Source organism: Rhizobium tropici CIAT 899 (genome assembly GCF_000330885.1).
Taxonomy (GTDB): domain Bacteria; phylum Pseudomonadota; class Alphaproteobacteria; order Rhizobiales; family Rhizobiaceae; genus Rhizobium; species Rhizobium tropici.
Genome location: NC_020059.1, coordinates 3,568,558 through 3,592,205, shown reverse-complemented (window position 1 = coordinate 3,592,205; position 23,648 = coordinate 3,568,558). Strand labels below are relative to the sequence as shown.

General features: G+C 61.2%; 22 protein-coding genes. 9 read left to right on the top strand and 13 right to left on the bottom strand.

Going from position 1 to position 23,648, the window contains the following annotated elements; genetic code table 11:
* Positions 1 to 67: 67 nt before the first annotated feature.
* The 5 genes from RTCIAT899_RS33110 to RTCIAT899_RS17575 form a co-directional block, all read right to left on the bottom strand.
* A complete protein-coding gene (locus RTCIAT899_RS33110) occupies positions 68 to 340 on the bottom strand; it encodes a hypothetical protein (protein WP_135488234.1) in 273 nt (90 codons plus the stop codon).
* 347 nt (positions 341 to 687) lie between these two features.
* On the bottom strand, positions 688 to 1,734 hold the full coding sequence (locus RTCIAT899_RS17590) for a zinc transporter ZntB (protein WP_015341581.1): 1,047 nt from the start codon (positions 1,732 to 1,734) through the stop codon (positions 688 to 690).
* A gap of 261 nt (positions 1,735 to 1,995) precedes the next feature.
* Entirely contained in the window at positions 1,996 to 2,637 is a 642-nt protein-coding gene (locus RTCIAT899_RS17585) for a ThuA domain-containing protein (protein WP_015341580.1), read from the bottom strand.
* Positions 2,638 to 2,661: 24 nt separating this feature from the next.
* A complete protein-coding gene (locus RTCIAT899_RS17580) occupies positions 2,662 to 3,762 on the bottom strand; it encodes a Gfo/Idh/MocA family protein (protein WP_015341579.1) in 1,101 nt (366 codons plus the stop codon).
* Positions 3,763 to 3,802: 40 nt separating this feature from the next.
* Positions 3,803 to 5,005 carry an ROK family transcriptional regulator gene (locus RTCIAT899_RS17575; protein WP_041677718.1) on the bottom strand — a complete coding sequence of 401 codons (1,203 nt, stop codon included), beginning with the start codon at positions 5,003 to 5,005 and terminating at the stop codon, positions 3,803 to 3,805.
* A 220-nt stretch (positions 5,006 to 5,225) separates the two neighbouring features.
* Between RTCIAT899_RS17575 and RTCIAT899_RS17570 the strand changes: the two genes are divergently transcribed.
* The 4 genes from RTCIAT899_RS17570 (at position 5,226) to RTCIAT899_RS17555 (ending at position 9,572) form a co-directional block, all read left to right on the top strand.
* Positions 5,226 to 6,527, top strand: coding sequence for an ABC transporter substrate-binding protein (locus RTCIAT899_RS17570; RefSeq protein ID WP_015341577.1), 1,302 nt, complete (start codon positions 5,226 to 5,228; stop codon positions 6,525 to 6,527).
* Between the two features lie 72 nt (positions 6,528 to 6,599).
* Positions 6,600 to 7,538: a carbohydrate ABC transporter permease gene (locus tag RTCIAT899_RS17565; RefSeq protein WP_015341576.1), complete on the top strand. Its 939-nt coding sequence runs from the start codon at positions 6,600 to 6,602 to the stop codon at positions 7,536 to 7,538.
* Positions 7,531 to 8,379 (top strand): carbohydrate ABC transporter permease, encoded by an 849-nt coding sequence (locus RTCIAT899_RS17560; RefSeq protein WP_015341575.1) that lies wholly within the window; start codon positions 7,531 to 7,533, stop codon positions 8,377 to 8,379. The genes RTCIAT899_RS17565 and RTCIAT899_RS17560 overlap by 8 nt, the downstream gene beginning before the upstream one ends.
* Positions 8,380 to 8,501: 122 nt before the next feature.
* On the top strand, positions 8,502 to 9,572 hold the full coding sequence (locus tag RTCIAT899_RS17555) for an ABC transporter ATP-binding protein (RefSeq protein ID WP_015341574.1): 1,071 nt from the start codon (positions 8,502 to 8,504) through the stop codon (positions 9,570 to 9,572).
* Here the strand turns inward: RTCIAT899_RS17555 and RTCIAT899_RS17550 are convergent.
* From RTCIAT899_RS17550 to RTCIAT899_RS17530, 5 genes are all read right to left on the bottom strand, one after another.
* Positions 9,569 to 9,946, bottom strand: coding sequence for a DUF427 domain-containing protein (locus tag RTCIAT899_RS17550; protein ID WP_015341573.1), 378 nt, complete (start codon positions 9,944 to 9,946; stop codon positions 9,569 to 9,571). The two genes, RTCIAT899_RS17555 and RTCIAT899_RS17550, sit on opposite strands and share 4 nt — an antisense overlap.
* Positions 9,947 to 10,233: 287 nt before the next feature.
* Positions 10,234 to 10,890 carry a TetR/AcrR family transcriptional regulator gene (locus RTCIAT899_RS17545; RefSeq protein ID WP_015341572.1) on the bottom strand — a complete coding sequence of 219 codons (657 nt, stop codon included), beginning with the start codon at positions 10,888 to 10,890 and terminating at the stop codon, positions 10,234 to 10,236.
* A 151-nt stretch (positions 10,891 to 11,041) separates the two neighbouring features.
* On the bottom strand, positions 11,042 to 12,883 hold the full coding sequence (locus RTCIAT899_RS17540) for a M23 family metallopeptidase (protein WP_015341571.1): 1,842 nt from the start codon (positions 12,881 to 12,883) through the stop codon (positions 11,042 to 11,044).
* A 133-nt stretch (positions 12,884 to 13,016) separates the two neighbouring features.
* Positions 13,017 to 14,375, bottom strand: a complete 1,359-nt coding sequence (locus RTCIAT899_RS17535; RefSeq protein WP_015341570.1) for an Nramp family divalent metal transporter — start codon at positions 14,373 to 14,375, stop codon at positions 13,017 to 13,019.
* Between the two features lie 231 nt (positions 14,376 to 14,606).
* Positions 14,607 to 15,221: a single stranded DNA-binding domain-containing protein gene (locus tag RTCIAT899_RS17530; RefSeq protein WP_015341569.1), complete on the bottom strand. Its 615-nt coding sequence runs from the start codon at positions 15,219 to 15,221 to the stop codon at positions 14,607 to 14,609.
* Between the two features lie 312 nt (positions 15,222 to 15,533).
* On the opposite strand from RTCIAT899_RS17530, the gene RTCIAT899_RS33810 reads away from it, so the two are divergent.
* Positions 15,534 to 15,686: a hypothetical protein gene (locus tag RTCIAT899_RS33810; protein ID WP_165915281.1), complete on the top strand. Its 153-nt coding sequence runs from the start codon at positions 15,534 to 15,536 to the stop codon at positions 15,684 to 15,686.
* A gap of 16 nt (positions 15,687 to 15,702) precedes the next feature.
* Here RTCIAT899_RS33810 and hutC read toward each other — a convergent pair whose 3' ends face one another.
* Together hutC and RTCIAT899_RS17520 are read right to left on the bottom strand one after the other, a co-directional pair.
* Positions 15,703 to 16,422 carry a histidine utilization repressor gene (hutC, locus tag RTCIAT899_RS17525; RefSeq protein WP_041678008.1) on the bottom strand — a complete coding sequence of 240 codons (720 nt, stop codon included), beginning with the start codon at positions 16,420 to 16,422 and terminating at the stop codon, positions 15,703 to 15,705.
* Positions 16,423 to 16,501: 79 nt separating this feature from the next.
* On the bottom strand, positions 16,502 to 17,845 hold the full coding sequence (locus tag RTCIAT899_RS17520; RefSeq protein ID WP_015341567.1) for a formimidoylglutamate deiminase: 1,344 nt from the start codon (positions 17,843 to 17,845) through the stop codon (positions 16,502 to 16,504).
* Positions 17,846 to 17,946: 101 nt separating this feature from the next.
* On the opposite strand from RTCIAT899_RS17520, the gene hutI reads away from it, so the two are divergent.
* The 4 genes from hutI to RTCIAT899_RS17500 are packed head-to-tail and all read left to right on the top strand — an operon-like array spanning position 17,947 to position 23,003.
* Positions 17,947 to 19,203 (top strand): imidazolonepropionase, encoded by a 1,257-nt coding sequence (gene hutI, locus RTCIAT899_RS17515; RefSeq protein WP_015341566.1) that lies wholly within the window; start codon positions 17,947 to 17,949, stop codon positions 19,201 to 19,203.
* The gene (hutH, locus tag RTCIAT899_RS17510; protein ID WP_015341565.1) at positions 19,200 to 20,735 is read left to right on the top strand and encodes a histidine ammonia-lyase; all 1,536 of its coding nucleotides are present in this window, start codon (positions 19,200 to 19,202) and stop codon (positions 20,733 to 20,735) included. Before hutI ends, hutH begins: the two co-directional genes overlap by 4 nt.
* 1 nt (position 20,736) lies before the next feature.
* The gene (gene hutU / locus RTCIAT899_RS17505) at positions 20,737 to 22,422 is read left to right on the top strand and encodes a urocanate hydratase (protein WP_015341564.1); all 1,686 of its coding nucleotides are present in this window, start codon (positions 20,737 to 20,739) and stop codon (positions 22,420 to 22,422) included.
* Between the two features lie 2 nt (positions 22,423 to 22,424).
* Positions 22,425 to 23,003: a HutD/Ves family protein gene (locus RTCIAT899_RS17500; protein ID WP_015341563.1), complete on the top strand. Its 579-nt coding sequence runs from the start codon at positions 22,425 to 22,427 to the stop codon at positions 23,001 to 23,003.
* Here the strand turns inward: RTCIAT899_RS17500 and RTCIAT899_RS17495 are convergent.
* Positions 23,000 to 23,554, bottom strand: coding sequence for a hypothetical protein (locus RTCIAT899_RS17495; protein ID WP_135488235.1), 555 nt, complete (start codon positions 23,552 to 23,554; stop codon positions 23,000 to 23,002). The two genes, RTCIAT899_RS17500 and RTCIAT899_RS17495, sit on opposite strands and share 4 nt — an antisense overlap.
* Positions 23,555 to 23,648: the final 94 nt, after the last annotated feature.

The following is a 23,648-nucleotide window of genomic DNA, read 5'->3' as shown; positions in this document are numbered from 1 at the left end:
GCCGGGGCCGCGACGGACTGCTGGCCGCAAGGCCTGTTTTTTGCCCACTGAATAGCGATCGGCAGCATCACCGAGCGATGCCTTCGGCCAAGATCGGCATAGGGGCAGAATGCCATGCGTTTTCAACAAATTGATAAGAATTAAATAGCCGCACAGACGCGAATTGCCGCGAGCCGTATGCGAGCGATTCGCGCCGCACACAATCATCGTCGATAGGCTTTGCACCATGCAAAACGGAAGGCCCCATTCGTCCTGCAAGGATACGGCAAGTCTGCTCGACAGGATTGCGGCCTGCGGCGCAATCGATGCCGTCTATCCTGTCGTTTTGAGCTTTGGACAATGATCTCTCCCCCTGTTTCGGTTTCTACTCCTCAAGCTAAAACCGAAACTATAATGACGATAAATGAAGCTAAAGGAATGTCAAACGAAAATTCGGCGAGTCCCGATTGCCCGCTGAAAGCCGGGTCTGAGGACGATATTCCCGCGAACGGGGGTAAAATCGGTAAGCGATTGATCGGGATTGGAAATGCCCGAAATCCTTGCGTCGATCGCGAAAAATAAACCGATGGTTCCGGTCCTTTTTCGTCACCTTATCCGCATGACGGTCAGGCGAATTGCCGGCGGGAGCGGCGTTTCCACTATTCGAAAGGGTCGTCTTTACGCCGCGCGTGGCCGAAATTGCCGGACCTAAAGCCAGTTGATACGTTTGAGTACCCAGAGCGTCGCAATCGAGGTGATCGTGACGAAGGCGACGATGATGATGAAGGCCCAGGTGTCGTTGACGCCGGGAATGCCGCCGACATTCATGCCGAAGAGCCCGGCCACCACGCTCGGCGGCAGGAGCAAAGCGGCAAGGGCGGCGAGGCGGTTGGAGTTGCGGGCGATGCGCTCGCTGATGACGGTCGAGAGGTCGTCATGCAGGATGCTGGTGCGGTCGCGGATGGCGTCGAGATATTCGATGTAACGCATCAGCTTGTCGATGACCTCGCGCATGCGCAGCTTGTCGCGTTCGGCAAGCCAGGGCGCATCGTCATGCTCGATGCGGTTCAGCGCGTCGCGCTGCGGGGCGAGATAGCGGCGAAGCTGCACGGCGCGCCGGCGCAGCAGCTTCAGCCGTTCGCGCACCTGGCCGGCTTCGCCGTGAAAGATGAGCTCGTCGAGCTCGTCCACCTCTTCGTCCATGGCGTCGAGCACCGGTTCGAGATCGCGCACCAACTTGTCGCCGATCAGGGCGAGCAGGTCGCCGGAGCGCTGCGGTCCCTTCTTCTTCTCCAACGACAGGCGGATATCGCGTAGTGCCGTGATATAGTGGCCGCTGTCGCGCAGCGATATGATGCGGTTCGCGTCGATCCAAAGATGCAGGGGCACCAGGTCTATATCCGCTGGTTTCTGTGTCGCGCCGTCAGGCGAGGTCGCGCAGACGCCGCGCAGGATGATCAGCAGCCCGTCGCCCACCGGCTCGACGCGCGGGCGGGATTCTTCCTCCAGCAGAGCTTCGATGACAAAAGGATCGAGACCGCTCTTATGGGCGATCCAGTCGGCGGTTGCGGGATGGTCGCGTTCGAGGTGCAGCCAGATGACGCCCTCGGCCGGCTTCCAGGCGCAGACCTCATCCATATTGAGCTGCTGCCTGCAGCCGCCATGGCCGTCGAGCAGGGAAGCGAAGCGCAACCCTGGTTCGATGCCGTAGCTGACGGTCGAGGTGTTCGTTGCTTCCATGGCGCCTTGATCCATCCATCCTCCATGGCAGCAAAAAGCGCAAGCAGCACAAGAGCTTGTGGCGTGCCGGCAATATTCTACCAGTTCGGTTCAGAGTGGCAAGGTGGGGATGGAGAGTGCGTCGAAGCTCTCATCCGACCCTCCGGGCCACCTTCTCCCGAGGGGAGAAGGAGCTGACGGCGCTGGCAGGCCCCATATGCAATTGCCCTGCCGCTTGCGGGGAGAGGGCCGGGGTTATGGGCAATCCTTGCTCATAAATCAGAAAAGGCAGGTGCCTTAGCGCGCCGCCCAGTTGGCGCCGCGGCGGAAGATGGTCTTCATCTGCGGCACGTCGAATTCCTTGGCCTGGTGGCCGAGCGAGGAATAGAAGACGCGGCCCTTGCCGTATTTGCGCTTCCAGGCGACCGGCATGACGACGCCGTCGATCCAGTAGGCATGGTCGCCGGTGAAGGTCGTGGTCGCCAGCACCTCGTTCGACGGGTCGACATGCATGTAATATTGCTCGGACGTGTAGGGGAAATCGGTGATCCCCTCCATGATCGGATCGTCAGGCCTGGTGATGTTGACCGTGTAGTCGATGATGTTACCGGGATGGGCGACCCACTGGCCGCCGATGATGAACTGATATTCGACGCTTTCGCGGAAGCTATCGCCGGCGCCACCATGATAGCCGGCTATGCCAACGCCGCTTTCGATTGCGGCCGCGAGGTTCTTCACCTCTTCCTTCTCGATCTTCGACATGGTGACGATCGGCACGATCAGGCTGAGATCGTGGATCGAGGGATCGGCAAAGGCCTCGGTGCTGTTTTCGAGATAGACCTTGAAGCCGTCCTCTTCCAGCATGTCGCGGATGATATGGGCGCATTCCTGCGGTTCGTGGCCGCTCCAGCCGCCCCAGACGATAAGTGCTTCACGCATGATAATCCTCCTGAAATTACTTGGTTAGCGGCCGATCTGCCCATCCACCAGGGATTCGGACAGAGGGGCCGGACGCTCCGTTTGCGTCGTGATGGCGACCGTGCGCCCGGTGTCGGAGGCCGTCTGGAAGGCTTCCATGACCTCGAGCACATGCAGCGCCAGGCTGCCATTGGCGCGGTGCGGCCGGTTCGAGCGGATGGCATGCGCCATGTCGGCGACGCCGAGCGAGCGGTAATTGCCGTCGGCATAGGGTGCGGTGATCTCGCGCTCGGCAAATTCGCCGCCCTTCTTCAGAAACTCCACCGGGCCGCCGAAACGATTCGGATCGGGCACGATCAGCGTGCCTTCGGTGCCGTAGACTTCAAGCGGCACATGCTTGTGGCCGGCGACATCGAAGCTCATGCCGATCTGGACGACCGCGCCACTCACAAACGCCATGACGCCGGCGACATGCGTCGGCACATGCACGGGGATGTGCTCGCCATTGCGCGGTTCGCTCGTGATGATGCGTTGCTTGCGCGGCGTGACGGCAAAGCCGGCAACCTGCGAGACAGGGCCGAGCAAGTTGACGAGATCGGTGATGTAATAGGGTCCCATATCAAGCATCGGGCCGCCGCCGACTTCGTAATAGAAAGCCGGATTCGGATGCCAGCGTTCATGGCCGGGGCACATGAAGGTAGCGGTACCGCCGACCGGGATGCCGATCGCACCCTCGTCGATGATGGCGCGCGCCGTCTGGTGACCGCCGCCGAGGAAGGTATCGGGGGCAGCGCCGATACGCAGACCCTTGGCCGCAGCAGCATCCGCAAGCGTCTTGCCCTCGGCGAAATTGATGCCGAGCGGCTTTTCCGAATAGGTGTGTTTGCCGGCTTCGAGCGCCTGCAGGCCGACGGCGACATGCGCCTTCGGAATGGTCAGGTTGACGATGATCTCGATCGAGGGGTCCGCCAGAAGGGTGGCGATATCGACGGCCTTCAGGCCGAATTCAGCAGCCTTTGCCTCTGCGAGCTCGCGATTGAGGTCGGCCACACCTTTGATGTCGAGAATGGGAAAGGATTTCATGGCAGTGAGATAGGCGCCGGAAATGTTCCCGCAGCCGATGATGCCGATGCCGACCTTGTTCATAAGATTCCTCCAGATGAATTGTCTGTGCTGTCCCGCGAAATCAAAGGGCCGGTGCCGGTCCCGTTGTTCCCCAGGGCGATTCGTAGAGTTCGCGCAGTGCGACGACCGCGGCGCCCTGCGCCCAGGTCTCGTCGGTCGACTGATCGAAAACGAGTTCGGTCACGCCCCGGATCGACGGCGGAATAGCCAGCGAATAGGCCTCCCGCAGGCTGTCGAGGAAAGGCTGACCGAGCGCCAGGCTTGATCCCACAAGAATGACGCGCGGCGGGGCAAACAGCGTGACGATGTTGGCGAGCGCCATGCCGCAGGCTTCGCCGGCACGGATTGCCGCGCTGATCAGCGACGTGTCTTCAGCATCGATCAGCGTTTTGGCATGCGCCATTCCGCGGCCGAGGCGGATGGCTTCGGCAAAACGGCCGCTCGGTTGGTCGCCGAGAATGGCGCTTTCGCCGGCAAGGCTTGCCAGACGAATGATGCCCTGTGGACCCATGCCGAGAACGAGGTCGCCGAGATTGTGGCTGAGGCCGCCGGCGCCGCGAAAGAGCTGGCCGCCATGCAGCACGCCAAGCCCCAGCGTCTGCTCCAGAGATACCAGCACCATGTCGTCGAGGTCTCTCGCCCTGCCGAACCAATGATGCGCGAGCGTGATGGCATGCGCATCGCTTTCGACGATGGTGGTCACGCCCAGCCGCTCGGACATTTCCTTGGCGAAATCGACGCCCGTCTCGCGGAAGATCGGGCTGGTGCGGATATGGCCGGTGCGGTGCTCGACGACGCCGGGAAGGCCGAGGCAGACGGAATCGATCTCGTCCAGCGCGAGATTGGCATCGACGACGCAGCGGCGCACGCCATCCTCGATGAGATCGGCGATGACGCCGATCGGTTGGCGATCGACGCGCAGCGCCAGCGTCAATGTCGAAAGAACCTCGCCGCAAAAGTCCGTCACGACGAAGACCATGCGATTGGCGGCAATTTTCGCGCCGACGACGCGCGCGGCATCAGGATTGAGCTCCAGCATGACGCGGGGTCGGCCGCGGCTGGCCGCCTCGCGCAAGTCGCCTTCCGTGCGGGCCAGAATCAGCCCGTCATCCAGCAGCGAGGCTGTGATTGCCGAGACTGTCGTCGTCGAAAGCTGGGTGCGGTCGCTGATTTCGATACGCGCGATGGAGCCCGCCCGCCGGATCGTATCCAGCACATTGAAGCGGTTTATCGCCCGCATAAGCTCGGGGTCTGCTGTTTTCATGAGATTGACGCCGAATGACGGACCCGCTCGGCTGCGGCCTGGTATTTTTAACGGAATGCGAATTAAATAACCTATGGCCATTGCCTAATGTCAAGCCATTTCGCGGGCAATCTGCCGAAAATTTGACGAAGGCGGTTGACATTTTAACAAAGCTCCGTTGAATTATTCCGCATAAGGGAAAAAATAGTGAGGCTCTTGGTTCCCTTGGGAGGAGAAAATCATGATCCATCTACGTGGGGCCAAAGCCCTTCGCATTGCTGCTGTTGCCGCGACGACCGGACTGGCAATTCTCGCCGGTGCAACGGGCGCTGCCGCCGACACCGTCGTCAAATGGCTGCATCTGGAAACCGATCCGAACTATGTCGCGGTCTGGCGCAAGATCGCGGATCAATATGAGGCCAAGCATCCCGGCACGAAGATCGAGATGCAGTTCTTGGCCAATGAAGCCTTCAAGGCGAAGCTGCCGACCCTCCTGCAGTCGAAGGACGCTCCCGATTTCTTCTTCAGCTGGGGCGGCGGGGTGCTCAAGCAGCAGCAGGCGACAGGCACGCTGCTGGACCTGACCGCGGCGATGAACGCCAAGGACGGCGCCTGGCTGAAGAGCTACAATCAGGCAGCCGTCAAGGGCCTGACCTTCGATAACAAGATCAGCGCCGTACCCTATAAGCTCGGCACGGTTTCCTTCTTCTATAACAAGGCCTTGTTCGCCAAGGCAGGCGTCGATGCCGGCGCCATCAAGACCTGGGATGATTATCTGGCCGCGGTCAAGAAGATCAAGGCTGCTGGCATTGCGCCGATCGCCGGCGGTGGCGGCGAGAAATGGCCGATCCATTTCTACTGGAGCTATCTGGTGATGCGCGACGGCGGTCAGCAGGTCTTCAACGACGCCAAGAATGGCAAGGGTAATGGTTTCAACGATCCGGCGATCATCAAGGCCGGCGAGCAGCTTGCCGAGCTCGGCAAGCTCGAGCCCTTCCAGCCCGGCTATCTCGGCACCACCTGGCCGCAGGCGCTCGGTGTCTTCGGCGATGGCAAGGCTGCCATGATCCTCGGCTTCGAAAATACGGTCGCCAACCAGCGCACCAATTCCGGCGACGGCAAGGGACTAGCGGCTGACAATATCGGCCGCTTCGCTTTCCCGGCCGTGACCGGCGGGGCAGGTCTTGCCACCGATACGCTCGGGGGCCTGAACGGCTGGGCCGTCACCAAGAAGGCCCCACCCGAGGCGTTGGATTTCCTCGCCTATCTCACAAATGCTGAAAACGAGCGTACCATGGCGCAGGCCGGCATGATCATCCCGGTCGCCGTCGGCGCCGAAGACGGCGTCAAGGGTCCGCTGATGCACGAGGCCGCCGACCAGCTGGCGCATTCGACCTGGCATCAGAACTTCTTCGACCAGGATCTCGGCCCCTCGGTCGGCCGCGTCGTCAACGATGTGGCTGTCGGCATCGTCTCCGGCCAGATCACGCCGAAGGATGGCGCGCAGCAGGTCCAGGACGCTTTCGAGCAGGACCAGCTCTAGTGCCATCCGGCGCCGGCCTCTCCCTTGTGCCGGCGCCGGTTTTTCCTTGAATTGCAATTGTCGAGACCGCCCATGACCGATGTCAGCGCCACGACCGCCATGCCCTCCGTCGCAAAAGCGAGACCCGCAACGAAGCGAAAATCGCCGGCTGCGCGTGGCCGCCTCCCCGTCATTCTGCTGTTTCTGCCGCCGGCGCTGCTGCTTTTCACCATTTTCGTCATCCTGCCGATGGGGGAAGCGGCTTGGTACAGCCTCTATCGCTGGAACGGCTATGGTCTGCCGACGGAGTTCGTGGGGCTGCGCAATTTCCAGGTTCTTTTCAAGAACGGCGCTTTCCTGACGTCGCTGAAGAACAATGCTTTGATCATCGTCGTGTCGATTGCGATCCAGGTGCCGCTGGCCATTTGGCTCGCGACGATGCTGGCGCACCGCATTCGCGGCGTCGTGCTCTTCCGGCTGATCTTCTTCCTGCCTTATGTGCTGGCCGAAGTGGCCGCCGGCCTGATCTGGCGCTTCGTCTATGACGGAGATTACGGCCTGTTCGCCGCGATCGCGCATTTCCTCGGCACGCCGACGCCCTATGTGCTCGCCGACAAGGACCTGGCGATGTACGCCGTGCTCGGCGTGATCGTCTGGAAATATTTCGGCTTCCACATGATGCTGTTCATCGCCGGCATGCAGTCCCTCGACAAGAGCGTGCTCGAGGCAGCCGAGATCGACGGCGCCACCGGCTGGCAGAAGTTCCGCTACGTGACGCTGCCGCTCTTAGGCTCGACGCTGCGTCTTTCCGTCTTCTTCGCCGTGGTGGGGTCGCTGCAGCTCTTCGACATGATCATGCCGCTCACCGGCGGCGGCCCGTTCAACTCGACCCAGACGATGGTGACCTTCCTCTACAATTTCGGCGTCACCCGCATGCAGGTCGGCCTCGGCAGCGCCGTCGGCGTCGTGCTGTTCGTGATCTGCGTCACCCTCGCCTTCGGCTACAAACGGATATTTATGCGCAATGACTGATCTGGCCTCATCCGTTCGACTGACCACCGGCACGAAGATCTATCTCTATGTGTCGCTGACCATCATTGCCGCGATCGTGCTGATCCCGCTTTTGACGACCGCGCTCGGCGGCTTCAAGACTCTCGGCGATCTCCGCACCAATCCCTTCGGCCTGCCGGCCGAGTGGCACTTCGAGAACTATACCGGCATCCTCTTCGGCGACCGCTACTGGCGACAGATGATGAATTCCCTGATCATCGCCGTGCTCACCGTGTTCCTGACGCTGTCGGTCTCGGCCATGGCGGCCTTTGCCTTCGCCCATGTGAAATTTTTTGGCTCGAACTTCCTGCTGAACTATTTCCTCATCGGCCTGATGTTCCCAGCCGCGACCGCCATCCTGCCGCTCTTCATCCGTATCCGCGATCTTGGCCTGCTCAATACCTATTGGGGCGTGGTGCTGCCGCAGGTGGCTTTCGGTCTCGGTATGAGCATTCTGCTCTTCCGGAACTATTTTCGAAACCTTCCGGAAGAATTGTTCCAGGCGGCCTTTGTCGATGGTTGCGGCTATATCCGCTTCTTCTGGCATATCTCGCTGCCGCTTTCGCGGCCGATCATCGCGACGGTCAGCATCATCTCCTTCGTCGGCAGCTGGAACAGCTACATCCTGCCGCTGATCATGCTGAACTCGGATTCGATCTATCCCTGGCCGCTCGGCATGATGGTCTATAGCGGCGAATTCGGCACGGAATGGGAGCTGGTCCTCGCTTTTATCACGCTGACCATCCTGCCCACCGTCATCGTCTTCTTCCTGGCGCAGAAGCACATCATAGCCGGCCTTACCGCCGGCGCCGTGAAATCCTGAGCCTGGAGCGGCTCAGCTTTCACGGAAACGCTGAGCCGCTCCATCTCTTTGTCTTTTGCAATTCCGGACGGAAAACCGCTACGCACTTTTCCTGGAATTGCTCTCATCGGAGCACAAACAACATGGCATCCGTCGAACTGCACAACATCCACAAGGCCTATGGGGCGCTGACCGTCATCCACGATATCTCGCTGTCGATCGAGGATGGCGAGTTCATCGCGCTCGTCGGTCCCTCCGGCTGCGGCAAGTCCACGCTGCTGCGGATGATCGCCGGGCTGGAAGAGATTACCGACGGCGACGTGTCGATCGGCGGGCAGGTGGTCAACGCCATGACGCCGCGCGAGCGCAACATCGCCATGGTCTTCCAGTCCTATGCGCTCTACCCGCATATGACGGTCGCCGAGAATATGGGCTTCAACCTGAAGCTCTCGGGCGAGACCAAGCCGGTCATCGAACAACGGGTCAACGAGGCCGCGCGCATGCTCGATCTTACCAAGCTGCTAGACCGCAAGCCGGCACAGCTTTCCGGCGGCCAGCGCCAGCGCGTCGCCATGGGCCGCGCCATCGTGCGCAACCCGGCCGTCTTTCTGTTCGATGAGCCGCTTTCCAACCTCGATGCGAAGCTGCGCGTGCAGATGCGGTCCGAGATCAAGGCGCTGCATCAGAAGGTGCAGACCACGTCGATCTACGTCACCCATGACCAGATCGAAGCGATGACGCTGGCCGACCGCATCGTGGTGCTGAACCAGGGCCGGATCGAGCAGCAGGGCACGCCGATCGAGCTTTATCGCAAGCCGGCCAATCTCTTCGTCGCCGGCTTTATCGGCTCGCCGGCCATGAATTTCCTCGACGGCGTGGTCGAGGGCCTCGAAGGCGCGCCAGCCGTGCGGCTGAAGGACAGCACGCCGATCCGCATTGCCGGGGAGCGCAAGGTGAAGGCGGGCCAGAGCGTGAAGGTTGGTCTGAGGCCCGAGCATCTGAGCCTTGCCAGCGGCGGTTCGCCGCTCACCGGGCAGACGCTGCTCGTCGAGCCCACCGGCGCGCAGACGCATGTGCTCTTCGACCTTGCCGGAGAGCAGGTGACGGCCGTCGTCGATGGCGAGGCGCCGGTGCGCTATGGGCAGCCGCTGAATGTCTCGGTGAGCCCGGAGCAGGTCTACGTCTTCGATGCCGCGAGCGGCCTTGCTCTTTAAGCGTTCACATCGATCGAATCGACGCGATCCGGATAGAAGGCCATGTAGTTCTTGATCCGGCTGACGGACGCATAGGGATTTTCATAAGTCCAGATGGCATTCATCGAGCGCTCGCCGCCGGTCGGGATGCTGTAATAGGAGCATTCGCCCTTGTAGGGGCAATAGGTTTCGTGGCTGGTCCTTTCCAGCAACGACATATCGACATCCTTGCGCGGGATATAGATGACGGCCGGATAGGAGGCTTCCTTGAGCGACAACGCCTCATGCGTATCGGCAATCACCTTGCCGGCGACGGAGACGATGACATGGGCCTGCTTGTCCTCGATCGTGATCGGATGATCCGGACCGGGGATCTTGACTGCTCTTTCGGACATTCCTGCTCTCCTCAGCTTTGGTGAATGTCAGATGAGTTCGATTCTGCTGCAGCTTATGTGGTTTGCCCCTCACCCTAGCCCTCTCCCCGCAGGCGGGGAGAGGGGACGATCAAGCAAAACAACACACTTGTTCTGTTGGGGCGGAAGCGCCTTAATCACCGTAAAGCCCCCTCTCCCCGCGATGCGGGGAGAGGGTTGGGGTGAGGGGCCATGCACGAAGCTGCGGCAGAACCAAACTCGCCTGACGATCTCAGTTCAAATGCATATAGGAAGCATCCTGCCGATTGTCAGATCTTTTGCGACATTCGCATTTTCGGGGCACCCCAGCGCAGGCCATCCATCAGCAGACGCACGAGGCGGCGGGACCGGTCGTACCACTCCGGTGAATTGGGCATGGAATAAGTACCGGACAACGCCTGCAGCACGTCGGTACTGTCGACATCGGTACGGATCGTACCGGCGGCGACCGCGCGATCAATCAGGCCCGAGAGCACGACCGGCACCTGGCCGTAGCTGTCGGCAAAGAGCTTGGAGTTGCTGTTGAGAAGGATGCGCAGGCTATCGGCCATCCCCCTTTTCGTGGCGATATAGCCGACGAAGCGGTTCATCCACTCTTCCAGAGCTTCATCCGGTGCACGCTCGCGCGAGAGCTCTTCCGCCGCATCGCACAGCGCTTCGACCTCGTGACGATAAACCGCTTCGACCAGATGTTCCCGGCTCGGAAAATGGCGATAGAGCGTACCGATCCCGACATCCGCGCGGCGAGCTATGTCTTCCAGGGAGGCGACGGTGCCGTGGCTGGCGAAGGCTTGTGCTGCTACTTCTATCAGCTTGTCATGGTTGCGCCGCGCATCGGCACGCAGACGCCTGCTTTCGCTTGGCGCGATATTCTTCGGTTCCGGCAATGGCTTGCGCGCCAATGTCTGCTCCTTACGGATTGCCACGTGACGATATCCGGCCCTGCGGTAAAAATAGTGCGCGGCAGCATCTTCTCCATGGCGAAGTACCGGACGATTGTTACCGTATTCGGCATCAAGGCGCTATTGCCGACCGACGGAATCGAAAGGAGTCGTCTGCGCCGGCTTTTTAGCCTGTTTAAGGAGAGGGTTCGCCGAAATGGTTCGGTCCGAAGCTTGGCCCCACGTTTGACCCTGAATTCGGCCCTTGCTCGAAGTTGGCGAAGGCGGTGGGCGCAGTCCCGTGGGCGGGCGGAACGTCGAGGTAGCTCATGATGTTCTCGACATGATTGACCTGAGAACGCAGGCTGTCGAGTGACTTGCCCGTCAGATTGGTGCCAGCGGGCAATTGCGCAGTCAGCGGGTTTTCGTAACGGCCGTTGACGCGCAGCTCGTAATAGAGATGCGGGCCGGTGGAGTAGCCCGTCGAGCCGACATAGGCGATGGTCTGGCCCTGGGTGACGCGCTGGCCGACGCGCAAATCCGGCGGCGTTGCCGAAATATGGGCATAGGTGGTTTCGTAACCGCCATCGTGGCGGATGCGGACATATTTGCCGTAGCCGGTTTCCCAGGAAATCTTCTCGACGACACCGTCGCCGCCGGCCTGGATGGGGCTGCCCATCGGTGCGCGGAAATCGACTCCATTGTGGAATTTCTTCACACCCAGGATCGGGTGGATCCGCCAGGCAAAACCATCGCCGAGCGTGCCGTTCGGCACGGGCCGATGCACGAGCACTTTGGCAATCGAACGGCCGCGCTCGTCGTAGAATTCCGAAGGGCCTTCGCCGTTGTTTTTGTGCAGATAGAAGCGATGAGTGTCGCCATCGGCGTGGAATTCGATGAACATCAGCTCGCTGCGGCCGTCGTCCGCCTTGCGGAAGAGCAGATCGATGCTGTCGGGAGCGTCGTCGATGCTAGTGAGAGAAATCCCCTTGGCTTTGGCAAGCTTGATGAGCTGCGAGGCATATTCCTTGGTCAGGCCGGCTCTTTCGAGCTTGTCGCTGACTGCCCGCTCATCGCTCTCGTCGACACCTTTCAGATCGACCGCGGCAACCTCCGTCGAAGACGGAGCGTCGGCCTGGCTTTCGCTGTAGAGGGTGGAAAAGAGCCTGTCATTGGCCATCGGAACGAAGCCGTTGGCATCGTCGCGGGCAACGACGCGCTCCGGCGTCTTGTCGCCGCTGAGGCGCGCCATGATCAGCTTCGGGCGGGCACTAGGTCCTTTTTTCTCAAGCAGCAGTTCCAGGCTGTCGCCAGGGGAGACCGTGTCGGTTTCCAGCGCGCGCTGCAGCTCGTCGCCGGCGTCGTTGCCGAGGCCCGCAGACGCCAGGATATCCTGAAGATCCTGCTTGTCCTTCGGCATGGAGACGAGCCTGTGGAACTCGCGGCCGGTTTCGCCGGTCGTCGCGCGCGATACGCTGACGTTCAGCGGCACGCCGCGAACCGGAAAACGAGAGCGGCGCACGGCATCATAATGAGTTGTCTGCGGATAGATGCCATGGCGGATATCCGAAAGCGACGGGGGCGAAAATAGCTCGCTGTCGGCGCGCTCTGCGCCATAGGAGGCATTGATGGCGCTTGCGCGCGCCAGAGCAGCTTCGTCGGATTTGAAGACCAGCGTCGTGCGATGATAGGTGAAGATGCGGGTTTCGCCGCTGGATAGTTTTTCCGCCACCTGCGCAAAACGGGCGCCATCGAAACGCTGTTTTGCGGCCAGCCGGCCGGCTTTACGCATGGCTGGCTGAGAGCGCGCGAGCTGAGCGTTGCGCACCGGCGTTGCGCGCTCGATCGTGCTACGGGCCAGCAAGGGATAGAGCACAGTTGCGAGCAGGCCGAAGGATGCGGTGCCGGCAAGGCCGATGACGATCAGATGGCGAAAATGCGCGGAGCGCGGCAGGAATGGAATGTGAAAATCATGATGCGGCCGCGCCTGGATGGCGGCCTCTGCAGGAAATTGAACGCGCAATGGACTTTCGGCCATGAAGTGAGGAACCCTGCAGATTGCGGTGGGCCCAAACTAGGGCAAATCATGGCGAAATCTAGGCAAATATTACGAGTCAGTTAATTGCCGTGATCGTCCACAGGGGCGAGATTTGCGCGTTCTTGATGATTCGTCAACCGAAGATGGTGTCGTAGAGCAGTTTGAAGTTCAGCGCCAGGATGATCGCGGCAACGATCCACGAGAGAACTGCGACGCTTCTCGATATGACGAAACTGCCCATTTTCTCGCGATTTGTCACAAATTGGACCAATGGAATGACGGCAAAAGGCAGTTGCATGGAGAGAACGACCTGGCTGAGAACGAGCAGGTTTGCAGTACCTTTTTCACCATAGATAGCGGTCACGAACACAACCGGAATAATTGCGAGGCCGCGTGTCAAAAGCCGTCTTGCCCAATGCGGAATCCTCAGCCTGAGAAAGCCTTCCATCACGATCTGGCCGGCAAGCGTCGCCGTGACGGTGGAGTTGAGACCGGAGGCGAGCAGCGCGACGGCAAATAACGTGGAAGCGATGCCGAGGCCGAGCAGCGGCGACAACAGCTCGTAGGCCTGGCCGATCTCGGCGACGTCGGAATGGCCGCTGGTATGGAAGGCGGCTGCTGCGACGATCAGGATCGCGGCATTGACGAAGAGCGCCAGCATGAGGGCGACCGTGCTGTCGATCGTTGCCCATTTGATCGCATCGCGGCGACCTTCTTCGGTGCGCTTGTAGGCGCGGGTCTGTACGATGGAGGAGTGCAGATAGAGATTATGCGGCATGACCGTCGCGCCGATGATGCCCATGGCGATATAGAGCATCTCGTGATTGGTGACGATTTCCGGCGAGGGAATGAAACCTTGGAGGATCGCTGCCACCGGCGGTGCGGCCGCGACGATCTGGATGGCGAAACAGGTGGCGATGACGATCAGCAGCGCGATGACGAAAGCTTCGAGATAACGGAAACCCTTGCTCATCAGCAGCAGCAATAGAAAGGCGTCCAGCGCGGTGATCAGTGCGCCGCCGATCAACGGAATTCCGAAAAGCAGCTGTAATGCGATCGCCGTGCCGATCACCTCGGCGAGATCGCAGGCGATGATGGCGAGTTCGCAGGCAAACCACAGTGCCAGATTGACCGGCCGCGGATAGTGATCGCGACAGGCCTGTGCGAGATCGCGGCCGGTGGCTATGCCTAATCTCGCCGAGAGCGCCTGCAAAAGGATCGCCATCAGGTTCGACAGCATGATGACGGTGAGAAGCGTATAGCCGAACTGCGCGCCGCCGGCGAGATCGGTCGCCCAGTTGCCGGGGTCCATGTAGCCGACGGAAATCATATAACCTGGACCGACGAAAGCCATCAGGCGGCGAATCCAGCTGCCGCCATGAGGAACCCTGACGGTGGCATTGACTTCGGGAAGGCTCGGACGATCGTCTTCATCGCGGCTGGCAAACCGCCATGCATGCCGCTGTGCTGCAGCTTCTTGAACTTGCGTCATATAGGGCTCCGGGAGGATCAGGCTATGATGCTACTAAACAAATACGACCGATATAAGAATTATGCAATAGGCTATATTTCAATCGGCTTTGCATTTTCCGCCTGCGGAGACGGCTTACCGACGTCGCGATGAGGCGTTGCTGATGTTCGTCCTCAGCCGGAATATTCAGAATTCGGATCGTATATTCGTCGATGCGGTTTAGGCGGTTGCGTACTCGCCGTCGCCAATCCATCACATCGGCGGCACGGTGCCGTTGAGGCCGACGGCAACCCTGTCGGCGGAGACTGCGGTCTCGCCGGTTTGCTCGCCTGTGATGAAGACGCCGGCGCCGGGCTTCAGATCGGCTTTCGTTGCTGACGTCAGCGTCACGACGGGCGTGCCGTCCGGGATCTTGATCTTGCGTTCGCCGCCCTTGTAGGTGAGCGTCAATGTCGGGCCGTTGACCGAGGTCACGGCATTGGCGACCGTGGCGTTGGTCATCGAGCTGTTCGGCTTGGAATCCCAGGGGCGGTCGCCTTCGCCCGTTCCCTTCATCGAGGCCGGGAAGATGACGACTTCGATCGCGCCATTGATACCGCTGTCGGTCGGCTGCGAGGCGATGCCGACGAAATCGCCGGGCTTGATATCGCTGACCGCGGCCTTGACGACGCCACCGACGTTCCAGCCGGACTTCAGCGCAACGGTCACATCCTTGCCATCGCGGGATTTGACCTTGAGCGTATCGCCATCGAGGCTTTCTACGGTGCCGCGCACCCTTACACGCTCGGCGGCATCGGCACTTTGCAGCGTGGCGAACATGGCGACGGAGAGCGTCAGCGCAGCCGCGATCAGACGTTTGCGATCCATGGGCGGGGTCCCCCTTGAGATATCGGCCGGGCGATGCGCCGGTCGTGCTTGATACGAAGGTTGAAATTGGTCGACGGAGGCCGTGGAATGGTTTCGAAGCCATCTACATCGCGATCCTATGCGCCGCTTCCATCACTCACCATTCAAACAAGCGTGAGATTGCCGTCTCGTCCGGCGTGGGCAGAAATTCCGGGAAAAGGCTCATTTTTTCGCAGAACATCAAGCATTGCTTAACGTTTACCGTTAGACTGCGCTGGTTATCTCGAATTCCCTATCGCGCTTGGCGCTGGGCTGGGGAGATTGGAGAACGAAATGACCGCGATTCGTCCGCTTCTGATCGGAATCCTGCTGATTCTGGCACTGGTTCTGATTGCGCTGAGTATCCTGCTGGTCGATCCCGCTCCGCCTGTCCGTCAATCCGACAGCCTTATTCCGCCGCCCACAGAGTCGCCGCAGCGTCCTTAATCGGGGCGGGCAACTGTCAGCTTGCCGGTGTAAAGCGCGCCACGAGGCTATGGCGATCACCGGGATAGGTGAGGCGAACGTGGGTAATCGGGCCGGCGGCGCTCCAGGTGCGCCGTTCGACGACGAGGCACGCCGTCCCTTTTTGGATATCGAGGTTGGCGGCAGCGTCGCTTTCGGCCGATATGGCGCGGATCTGATGTTCGGCGGTACTCCACGGCACCTGGTTGAGCAGCCAGGGGCCTGGCGGCAATGTCTCGAAGTCTGCCTTCGCCGCTTCCGGTACCGCGTCGAGATTGATGACGCGATTTTCCAGGCAGAAGGGGCGCGGACCGGCATAGTGGATGCAGGTGATCTCCATCACCGGTATGGAGCCGACGAACTGCAGCCTGCGCGCGTCCTCCGGCCGCCCGCGTCGTTCGGCAAGCTTTATCAGCCGGTGTGAATAGGGCAGATTGAGCGATAGGACCTCGGACTTGATGTCGTGAATCTCAAGCACGGCGGATTGCGCCTGTGGATGGGTGACGAAGCTGCCCGAGCGCTTTCGCCGCTCGATCAGGCCGGCGCGCGCAAGCTGGGTCAGTACCTTGTTTACCGTCATGCGCGAGCAGTCATACTGCTCTGCCAGGTCCATCTCGAATGGAATGCGATGCCCCGGAGGCCAGGCGCCGGAGACGATCCGGCCCTCGATATCGCTGAGAATGCGCTGATGGAGGGTCGCCTCTTTGCCTGTGGTCATACCGTCCGTCTGTTCCGTGTGAGACATGGGATCTCCCGCAGGTTATTTAGGGGCCAATCTAGGGGAGGAAAAGCGGTTTTTAAGCGATCAGCTCGGCCATAGCCCGGCGGAATCGCGCCGAAATTTCCTCTCTCTTTCGATGGCGGCCGCCTTCGACCTGCTTGCGGCCCAGCGCCCAGACGCCATCGACCTTGACGCCACCGGCAAAAGTCCAGTGATCGAGAAGGCGATCGCCGGAGAGATAAGGCACTGCACTCACATCGAGCGAAACGATGTCGGCATGATTGCCGACGGCAAGGCCGGCCGGTGCCTTAAGAGCCGCGCCACCGCCCGCCAGCGCGCCGTCGAACAGCATGCGGGCGGTGGAGCCGCCGGTCGTGGCGATGACGTTGCGGGCACGCAGCGCCAGGCGCTGCGAATATTCGAGCTGCCGCAACTCCTCAGACACGGAGATCAGAATATTGGAATCCGAGCCGACGCCGTAGCGGCCACCTTCTTCCAGGAAAAGCGGCGCTGCGAAAACGCCATCGCCGAGATTGGCCTCGGTGATCGGGCAAAGGCCGGCGATTGCGCCGCTCCTTGCCGTGCGGCGGGTTTCATCCTCGGTCATGTGCGTGGCGTGGATCAGGCACCAGCGCTCGTTCATAGGAGCATTGTCGAGCAGCCATTGCACCGGGCGGGCACCCGACCAGGCGATGCAGTCCTCCACTTCTTTCACCTGCTCGGCGACGTGGATATGGATCGGTCCGTCGCCGGCGATCGGCACGAGTTTGGCCAGCTCTTCCGGTGTCACGGCCCGCAGGCTGTGCGGCGCGATGCCGAGTTCGGCGCCGGGAAGGCGGCTGGTAACCATACGGCAGCCGGCCATCAGCGCCTCGAAGCTCTCGATCGAATTGATGAAGCGGCGTTGGCCCTCGATGGGAGCGGCGCCGCCGAAGCTGGAATGGGCGTAGAAGACGGGAAGCAGTGTCAAGGCGATGCCGGTCTCAGTGCTGGCGGCGCCGATGCGCTCGGCCAGTTCGGCGATATTGGCATAATGGCTGCCGTCCTTGTCATGGTGCAGGTAGTGGAATTCGCCGACGCGAGAGAAGCCGGCTTCCAGCATCTCCATATAGAGCTGCGCGGCGACGGCCTCGACATGATCCGGGGTCATCGACAGGGCGAATTTGTACATGACGGTGCGCCAGCTCCAGAAGCTGTCGTTGGCCGGGCCGCGGACTTCGGCAAGGCCGGCCATGGCGCGCTGGAAGGCATGGCTGTGCAGGTTCGGCATCGCCGGAACCAGAACATTCTGCCTGTCATCAACGTCTTCGGGAGCGACATCGGTCGCGATCTCGGCGATGCGGCCGTCTTGGAGGGTCAATCGCACATTCTCGTGCCATCCGTCAGCAAGCAAAGCCGTGCGTGCATGAAGTCTCGTCATGGTCTCACCCTTTCCTTTCGGACGCGGAGTCCAAAATCCCTCTTGTCAGCCTTTCGATTATGTATATACATTATAAGCCAACGAGGAAAGGCGTAAAGCTGATGGGTGGGAATAATTTTTCCGAAGATGGCGAGAAAGGCGACGCGGCAGGCCGCGTCTGGCGCAATGCTCGCCTTGCGACCTTGAAAGAGGGCGAGGCCCGGCTCGGCACGATCGAGAAGGGCGCGATCCTGACCAAGGGCGGCCGTATCGTCTTTGCTGGCCATGAAGCCGATCTGCCTGAAACATCAGGCGCTGAAATCATCGATCTTGAGGGACGCTGGGTGACCCCCGGCCTCGTCGATTGCCACACACATATCGTCTATGGCGGCAATCGCGCCCGCGAATTCGAGATGCGGCTCGAAGGTGCGAGCTACGAAGAAATCGCCCGTGCCGGCGGCGGCATCGTTTCCTCCGTCAACGCGACGCGCGCGCTATCGGTGGACGAGCTTGTTGCTGCTGCCTTGCCGCGCCTCGACACGCTGCTTGCCGAAGGCGTAACGACGATCGAAGTGAAGTCGGGCTACGGCCTCAACATTGAATCCGAACTGAAGATGCTGCGGGCCGCGCGCAAGCTGGAGACGGTCCGCCCGGTTCGCGTCGTCACCTCCTATCTCGGCGCGCACGCGACCCCGGTGGAGTATAAGGGCCGCAACGGCGACTATATTACTGATGTCGTGCTGCCCGGCTTGAAGCAGGCGCATGCCGAAGGTCTTGTCGATGCCGTCGACGGGTTCTGCGAGGGGATTGCCTTTTCGACGGCGGAAATCGCCCGCGTCTTCGATCTTGCCAAGTCGCTCGGTATTCCGGTGAAGCTGCATGCGGAGCAGCTTTCCAATCTCGGTGGTGCCAAGTTCGCCGCCTCCTACGGCGCTCTGTCAGCCGATCATGTCGAATATCTCGACGAGGATGGCGTAAAGGCGATGGCGGCGGCTGGAACGGTTGCCGTACTTCTGCCCGGCGCCTTCTATGCCATCAACGAGAAGCAGAAGCCGCCGGTTCAGGCGTTGCGGGATGCGGGCGTGTCGATCGCCATCGCCACGGACTCCAATCCGGGCACTTCGCCTCTGACGTCGCTGCTTCTGACCATGAATATGGCTGCCACCCTTTTCCGCCTGACGGTGGAGGAATGCATTGCCGGCGCCACCCGCGAAGGCGCGCGCGCCCTTGGTCTTCTGTCGGAGACGGGAACGCTTGAAGCCGGCAAGTCGGCCGATTTTGCCATCTGGGATGTCGAAAGCCTGGCGGAGCTTGTCTACCGCATCGGCTTCAATCCGCTCCATGCACATGTCTTCAAGGGAAAGAGGTTCAACCGATGACTGTCGTTCTCCATCCGGGTTCCGTCTCGCTGCAGCAGCTGGCGACGATCTATTGGAGCGGTGAGGCGGCGAAGCTCGATGCGTCCTTCGATGCCGGCATTGCCAAGGCCGCCGCCCGCATCGCGGAGATCGCTGCCGGCAACGCGCCGGTCTATGGTATCAATACCGGCTTTGGCAAACTGGCGTCGATCAAGATCGACAGCGCCGATGTCGCGACTCTTCAGCGCAATCTCATCCTCTCGCATTGCTGCGGCGTCGGCCAGCCGCTCCCTGAGAACGTCGTTCGCCTCATCATGTCGCTGAAGCTCATTTCGCTCGGCCGCGGCGCATCTGGCGTGCGGCTGGAGCTGGTACGGCTGATCGAAGGCATGCTTGAAAAGGGCGTCGTGCCCGTCATCCCCGAAAAGGGTTCTGTCGGCGCTTCCGGCGATCTGGCGCCGCTCGCCCATATGACCGCTGTCATGATGGGTCATGGCGAGGCATTTTACGCCGGCGAACAGCTCTCGGGCGCGGTCGCGCTGGAGAAGGCCGGCTTAAAGCCGGTCGTGCTCGCCGCCAAGGAGGGCCTGGCGCTGATCAACGGCACGCAGGTCTCGACCGGTCTCGCGCTTGCCGGCCTCTTCCGCGCCCATCGCGCCGCCCAGGCAGCTCTCATCACCGGCGCCATGTCGACGGATGCGGCCATGGGCTCTTCCGCCCCGTTCCATCCGGACATTCATACGCTGCGCGGCCATAAGGGCCAGATCGATACCGCCGCTGCCCTTCGCGGTCTGCTGGCCGGCTCAGTGATCCGCGAAAGCCATATCGAAGGCGACGAGCGTGTGCAGGACCCCTATTGCATCCGCTGCCAGCCGCAGGTGGATGGCGCCTGCCTTGATCTGCTGCGTTCCGTCGGCCGCACGCTCGAAATCGAAGCCAACGCCGTCACCGACAATCCGCTCGTGCTTTCGGACAATTCCGTCGTTTCCGGCGGCAATTTCCATGCCGAGCCAGTCGCCTTCGCCGCCGACCAGATCGCGATTGCGGTTTGCGAAATCGGCGCGATCGCGCAGCGCCGCATAGCGCTACTTGTCGATCCCGCGCTCAGCTACGGCCTGCCGGCGTTCCTGGCGAAGAAGCCGGGCCTGAACTCCGGCCTGATGATCGCCGAAGTGACCTCGGCTGCGCTGATGTCCGAAAACAAGCAGATGTCGCATCCGGCCTCGGTCGACTCGACGCCGACCTCGGCGAACCAGGAAGACCACGTCTCCATGGCCTGCCATGGTGCCCGTCGCCTGCTGGAGATGACCGAAAACCTCTTCGCCATCATCGGCATCGAAGCGCTGACCGCCGCCCAGGGCGTCGAGCTGCGCGCGCCGCTGACGACCAGCCCCGAACTGACCCTTGCCATTGCTTCGATCCGCGCCGCTGTGCCCGCGCTGGAAGAGGACCGCTATATGGCGAACGACTTGAAGGCTGCGAGCGACCTCATCGCTTCCGGCGCGCTCAATGCCTCGATTTCAACCGACATCCTGCCCTCCTTGGAGATGTGACATGACCAATCCACGCCATAATATCCGCGAAATCCGCGCACCCCGTGGTCCGGAGCTCAACGCCAAGAGCTGGCTGACCGAAGCGCCGCTGCGCATGCTGATGAACAATCTCGATCCCGACGTTGCTGAAAACCCGAACGAGCTGGTCGTCTATGGCGGCATCGGCCGTGCCGCCCGCACCTGGGACGATTTCGACCGTATCGCCGCGACGCTGAAGACGCTCAACGAAGACGAGACGTTGCTCGTGCAGTCCGGCAAGCCGGTCGCCGTGTTCCGCACGCACAAGGATGCGCCGCGCGTCCTCATCGCGAACTCCAACCTCGTGCCGCACTGGGCGACCTGGGATCACTTCAACGAGCTGGATAAGAAGGGTCTTGCCATGTACGGCCAGATGACGGCCGGCTCGTGGATCTATATCGGCACGCAGGGCATCGTTCAGGGCACCTACGAGACCTTCGTGGAAGCCGGCCGCCAGCACTATAACGGCAGCCTGAAGGGCAAGTGGATCCTGACCGGCGGCCTCGGCGGCATGGGTGGCGCACAGCCGCTCGCAGCCGTCATGGCCGGCGCCTGCTGCCTGGCCGTCGAGAGCGACGAAACCCGCATCGATTTCCGCCTGCGCACTCGCTATGTCGACGAGAAGGCAAAGACGCTCGACGAAGCGCTTGCTCTGATCGACAAGTGGACGAAGGCCGGCGAAGCCAAGTCCGTCGGTCTGCTCGGCAATGCCGCCGAGATCTTCCCGGAACTCGTGAAGCGCATGAAGGCCGGCGGCCCGCGCCCGGATATCGTCACCGACCAGACCTCCGCTCACGATCCGCTGAACGGCTACCTGCCGATCGGCTGGACGGTGGCCGAACACCGGGCGAAGCGCGAGAGCGATCCGAAGTCCGTCGAAGCTGCCGCCCGAGCCTCGATGAAGGTGCATGTCGAAGCCATGGTCGCCTTCTGGGATGCCGGCGTGCCGACGCTCGACTACGGCAACAACATCCGTCAGGTCGCCAAGGAAGAGGGTTTCGAAAACGCCTTCGCCTTCCCGGGCTTCGTGCCGGCCTATATCCGTCCGCTCTTCTGCCGCGGCATCGGTCCGTTCCGCTGGGCCGCTCTCTCGGGCGATCCGGAGGATATCTACAAGACCGACGCCAAGGTGAAGGAGTTGCTGCCCGACAACAAGCACCTGCACAACTGGCTCGACATGGCGCGTGAGCGCATCGCCTTCCAGGGCCTGCCGGCGCGCATTTGCTGGGTTGGCCTCGGCGATCGCCACCGCCTCGGTCTCGCCTTCAACGAAATGGTCAGGAACGGCGAGCTGAAGGCTCCCGTCGTCATCGGCCGCGACCATCTCGATAGCGGCTCGGTCGCCTCACCGAACCGCGAAACGGAAGCCATGAAGGACGGTTCGGACGCCGTTTCCGACTGGCCGCTCCTGAACGCTCTGCTCAACACCGCATCGGGTGCCACCTGGGTATCGCTGCACCACGGCGGCGGCGTCGGCATGGGCTTCAGCCAGCACTCCGGCATGGTCATCTGCGCCGACGGCACGGATGATGCGGCCCAGCGCCTGGAGCGCGTTCTCTGGAACGACCCGGCAACCGGCGTCATGCGCCACGCCGATGCCGGCTACGACATCGCGCTCGACTGGGCCAAGCAGCAGGGCCTGCGCCTGCCGGCCATCCTGGGGAACTAAAGATGAAGCTGCTCCGCGCCAGTGATCACAAGCGCATGCCCTGGAAAAACGGCGGCGGGGAAACGGTGGAGATCGCCGTTTCGCCCGACGGCGCCGGGCTTGCCGACTTTGACTGGCGCGTCAGCATGGCAACCGTTGCGACGGACGGGCCGTTTTCGGTTTTTCCGGGTATCGATCGTACGCTATCCATTCTCGATGGCGAGGGCATGACCCTCTTCATCGAGGGGCGTACGCCCGAACGCCTGACGCAGGCGAGCGAACCGCTGCCTTTCGCGGCGGACGCGCCGACCTCGGCGACATTGATCAATGGGACGATTACTGATCTCAACGTGATGACGCGGCGGGGTAGGTATGCGCACAGGGTCACGCGAAATATTGTCAGCGACCACATGGAATTGCAGCTGACCGCAGGTAGTACGCTGCTCCTTTGTGATGACGACAAGGGCCTTCGTATCGACGATGGAGACCAGAGCCTTGTATTGTCCGCTCAGGATTGCGCCGTTATGAATGGTCCGAGCGGAAGGTGCATAAGGCTTTCTGGACCGGCACGATTTTTCCTGATCGAGATCACGGCAATCTAAGCCGGAATGGGCTGCTGGGAGCTGTTTTCCGCATTCCTCGCCTTCGGCTTGTAGGCGCGATAGTAGAGATCGACCGCAACAGCAATATTCTTGAACTGCGTGTCGAACTGACCGCGGCGGATCAAAACCGGCCGCGGACGCTTTGATCTCCTCCAGATTTTTGCGACCAGGTCGTCGCTCAGGCTGCTCTTGCTTTCCGCGTTGACGAATATGGTGGCAGCCTTCGCCGTTCTTGGGTCCATGGTGGCGAAGATCACGCCATCCATATGCTCCCAAGGAATAAAACCGCTGGCAATCCGGATGTCCTGGATGCCCTGGGGACCGATTGTTATCACTGGAGTCACAAAGTCGCGGCGGAAATATTCGTACACGGCAAAGGCGATGAAGAAAATCAGCATCGGCAACAAGATCAGGGCAAGGAATCGCGGTGGACCCTCCTTAATCAGCATGGCTGCGAGCCCTGCCGCAAGGAAGCAATAGATCACCAAAACGACTATGAAGCTGGATTTCGAGTACCTGATTTCGCGAACGGCTGTGATATCGGTATTCAAGCTTACCCCCTCGGCATGTTTGCCGAGCCATAGCATTGCGCTCGCCGGGATGCCATCGGCTGACGCATCTGATCTTCCTTGACTTGACTCCTGC

Coding starts and splice junctions, on each gene's coding strand:
- RTCIAT899_RS17555 (WP_015341574.1), top strand. CDS start 8,502: ATGGCATCCGTCGAACTGCACAACATCCACAAGGCCTATGGGGCGCTG.
- RTCIAT899_RS17585 (WP_015341580.1), bottom strand. CDS start 2,637: ATGCGTGAAGCACTTATCGTCTGGGGCGGCTGGAGCGGCCACGAACCG.
- RTCIAT899_RS17565 (WP_015341576.1), top strand. CDS start 6,600: ATGACCGATGTCAGCGCCACGACCGCCATGCCCTCCGTCGCAAAAGCG.
- RTCIAT899_RS17535 (WP_015341570.1), bottom strand. CDS start 14,375: ATGACGCAAGTTCAAGAAGCTGCAGCACAGCGGCATGCATGGCGGTTT.
- RTCIAT899_RS17500 (WP_015341563.1), top strand. CDS start 22,425: ATGAAGCTGCTCCGCGCCAGTGATCACAAGCGCATGCCCTGGAAAAAC.
- RTCIAT899_RS17560 (WP_015341575.1), top strand. CDS start 7,531: ATGACTGATCTGGCCTCATCCGTTCGACTGACCACCGGCACGAAGATC.
- RTCIAT899_RS17520 (WP_015341567.1), bottom strand. CDS start 17,845: ATGACGAGACTTCATGCACGCACGGCTTTGCTTGCTGACGGATGGCAC.
- hutU (WP_015341564.1), top strand. CDS start 20,737: ATGACCAATCCACGCCATAATATCCGCGAAATCCGCGCACCCCGTGGT.
- RTCIAT899_RS33810 (WP_165915281.1), top strand. CDS start 15,534: ATGACCGCGATTCGTCCGCTTCTGATCGGAATCCTGCTGATTCTGGCA.
- RTCIAT899_RS17570 (WP_015341577.1), top strand. CDS start 5,226: ATGATCCATCTACGTGGGGCCAAAGCCCTTCGCATTGCTGCTGTTGCC.
- RTCIAT899_RS17540 (WP_015341571.1), bottom strand. CDS start 12,883: ATGGCCGAAAGTCCATTGCGCGTTCAATTTCCTGCAGAGGCCGCCATC.
- RTCIAT899_RS17550 (WP_015341573.1), bottom strand. CDS start 9,946: ATGTCCGAAAGAGCAGTCAAGATCCCCGGTCCGGATCATCCGATCACG.
- RTCIAT899_RS17590 (WP_015341581.1), bottom strand. CDS start 1,734: ATGGATCAAGGCGCCATGGAAGCAACGAACACCTCGACCGTCAGCTAC.
- RTCIAT899_RS17530 (WP_015341569.1), bottom strand. CDS start 15,221: ATGGATCGCAAACGTCTGATCGCGGCTGCGCTGACGCTCTCCGTCGCC.
- RTCIAT899_RS17580 (WP_015341579.1), bottom strand. CDS start 3,762: ATGAACAAGGTCGGCATCGGCATCATCGGCTGCGGGAACATTTCCGGC.
- RTCIAT899_RS17575 (WP_041677718.1), bottom strand. CDS start 5,005: ATGAAAACAGCAGACCCCGAGCTTATGCGGGCGATAAACCGCTTCAAT.
- hutH (WP_015341565.1), top strand. CDS start 19,200: ATGACTGTCGTTCTCCATCCGGGTTCCGTCTCGCTGCAGCAGCTGGCG.
- hutC (WP_041678008.1), bottom strand. CDS start 16,422: ATGACCACAGGCAAAGAGGCGACCCTCCATCAGCGCATTCTCAGCGAT.
- hutI (WP_015341566.1), top strand. CDS start 17,947: ATGGGTGGGAATAATTTTTCCGAAGATGGCGAGAAAGGCGACGCGGCA.